This is a genomic window from Paenibacillus sp. P4_A7 (assembly GCF_056402455.1).
This window is the reverse complement of record NZ_JBFUHJ010000735.1, coordinates 1-1,618: the sequence shown is the minus strand read 5'-3', so window position 1 is coordinate 1,618 and position 1,618 is coordinate 1. Positions and strand designations below refer to the sequence as shown.

At 43.1% G+C, this 1,618-nt stretch carries 1 protein-coding gene; it reads left to right on the top strand.

The genetic code is table 11. The features are described 5' to 3' along the window. A partial coding sequence (pnp, locus tag AC1DWN_RS33535; protein ID WP_477563150.1) for a polyribonucleotide nucleotidyltransferase occupies positions 1 to 1,618 on the top strand: 1,618 nt, incomplete at both ends.

Below are 1,618 nucleotides of genomic sequence, written 5' to 3'. Positions count from 1 at the left end.
GATCAAGACTGTCCTCCAGAAATCGCGGCTATGATCGGTACTTCAGCTGCACTTTCGATCTCAGATGTTCCTTTTGATGGACCCATTGGTGGCGTAAGTGTTGGCCGTGTTGATGGTCAATTTATTATTAACCCAACAGTTGATCAAGAGCAACAAACGGATATATTCGTAGTTGTTGCAGGTACTAAAGATGCAATCATGATGGTAGAAGCTGAAGGAAATGAAGTTTCTGAAGATGTGATGCTTGAAGCGATCATGTTCGGTCATGATGAAATCAAAAAAATCGTTGCTAAAATCGAAGAGTTGCAAGCCATTGCGGGTAAACCGAAAATGGAAGTAAAGCTTCAAATGATAAACGAGCAAGTTAATGCAGACGTTCGTGCATTTGCATCAGAAAAACTAGTTCAAGCTATCAAAGTCGAAGAAAAGCATGCCCGTCAAGACGCAATCGACGCGGTAAACAGCGAAGCTGCAGCTCACTTCGAATTGCAATATGCTGATACGCCTGAATTGTTATCCGATGTGAAAGATGCCCTTTATGACATTGTCAAAGAAGAAGTGCGTCGACTTATTTCACATGATAAAATCCGTCCTGATGGCCGTTCATTGGAAGAGATTCGTCCAATTGATTGCGATGTTGCGCTTCTGCCGCGCACACACGGTTCTGGTTTATTCACACGTGGTCAAACACAAGCACTGAGCATTTGTACACTTGGCGCAATGGGTGACGTTCAAATATTGGATGGCATTTCATTAGAAGAAACGAAACGTTTCATGCATCATTACAACTTCCCGCCGTTTAGCGTTGGTGAAGCTCGTCCGCTTCGTCCGCCAGGCCGTCGCGAAATTGGTCATGGAGCTTTAGGTGAACGTGCATTATCCAAGGTGATTCCATCTGAAGCAGAATTCCCTTATACGATACGTCTTGWGTCTGAAGTGTTAGAATCAAACGGTTCTTCTTCACAAGCTAGTATTTGTGCAAGTACGCTTGCTATGATGGATGCAGGAGTTCCTATTAAAGCACCTGTTGCAGGTATCGCAATGGGTCTAATTAAAGACGGCGACCACTTTGCTATTTTGTCTGATATCCAAGGTATGGAAGATCATCTTGGCGATATGGACTTCAAGGTTGCAGGTACTGCTGCTGGCGTTACAGCTATTCAAATGGATATCAAAATTGCGGGCATTAGCCGTGAGATCTTGAAGCAGGCGCTTGAGCAAGCTCGTCAAGGCCGCATTCATATTCTTGAAAAAATGCTTGAAAGCTTGCCGGTATCACGGACAAACCTTTCTAAATATGCACCGAAAATTTTGACACTTCGCATTAACCCGGACAAAATCCGTGATGTTATTGGCGCAGGCGGCAAAATTATCAACAAAATTATTGAAGAAACTGGCGTTAAAATCGATATCGAACAAGACGGTATGGTATTCATAGCTTCTTCAAACGAAGAGATGAACCAAAAGGCTAAAGCGATTATCGAAGGTATCGTGAAGGAAGTTGTTATTGGCGAAATCTACCTCGGCACGGTTAAACGTGTAGAGAAGTTTGGTGCTTTTGTTGAAATCCTGCCAAACAAAGATGGTCTCGTTCATATTTCACAGCTTTCAAATGAAC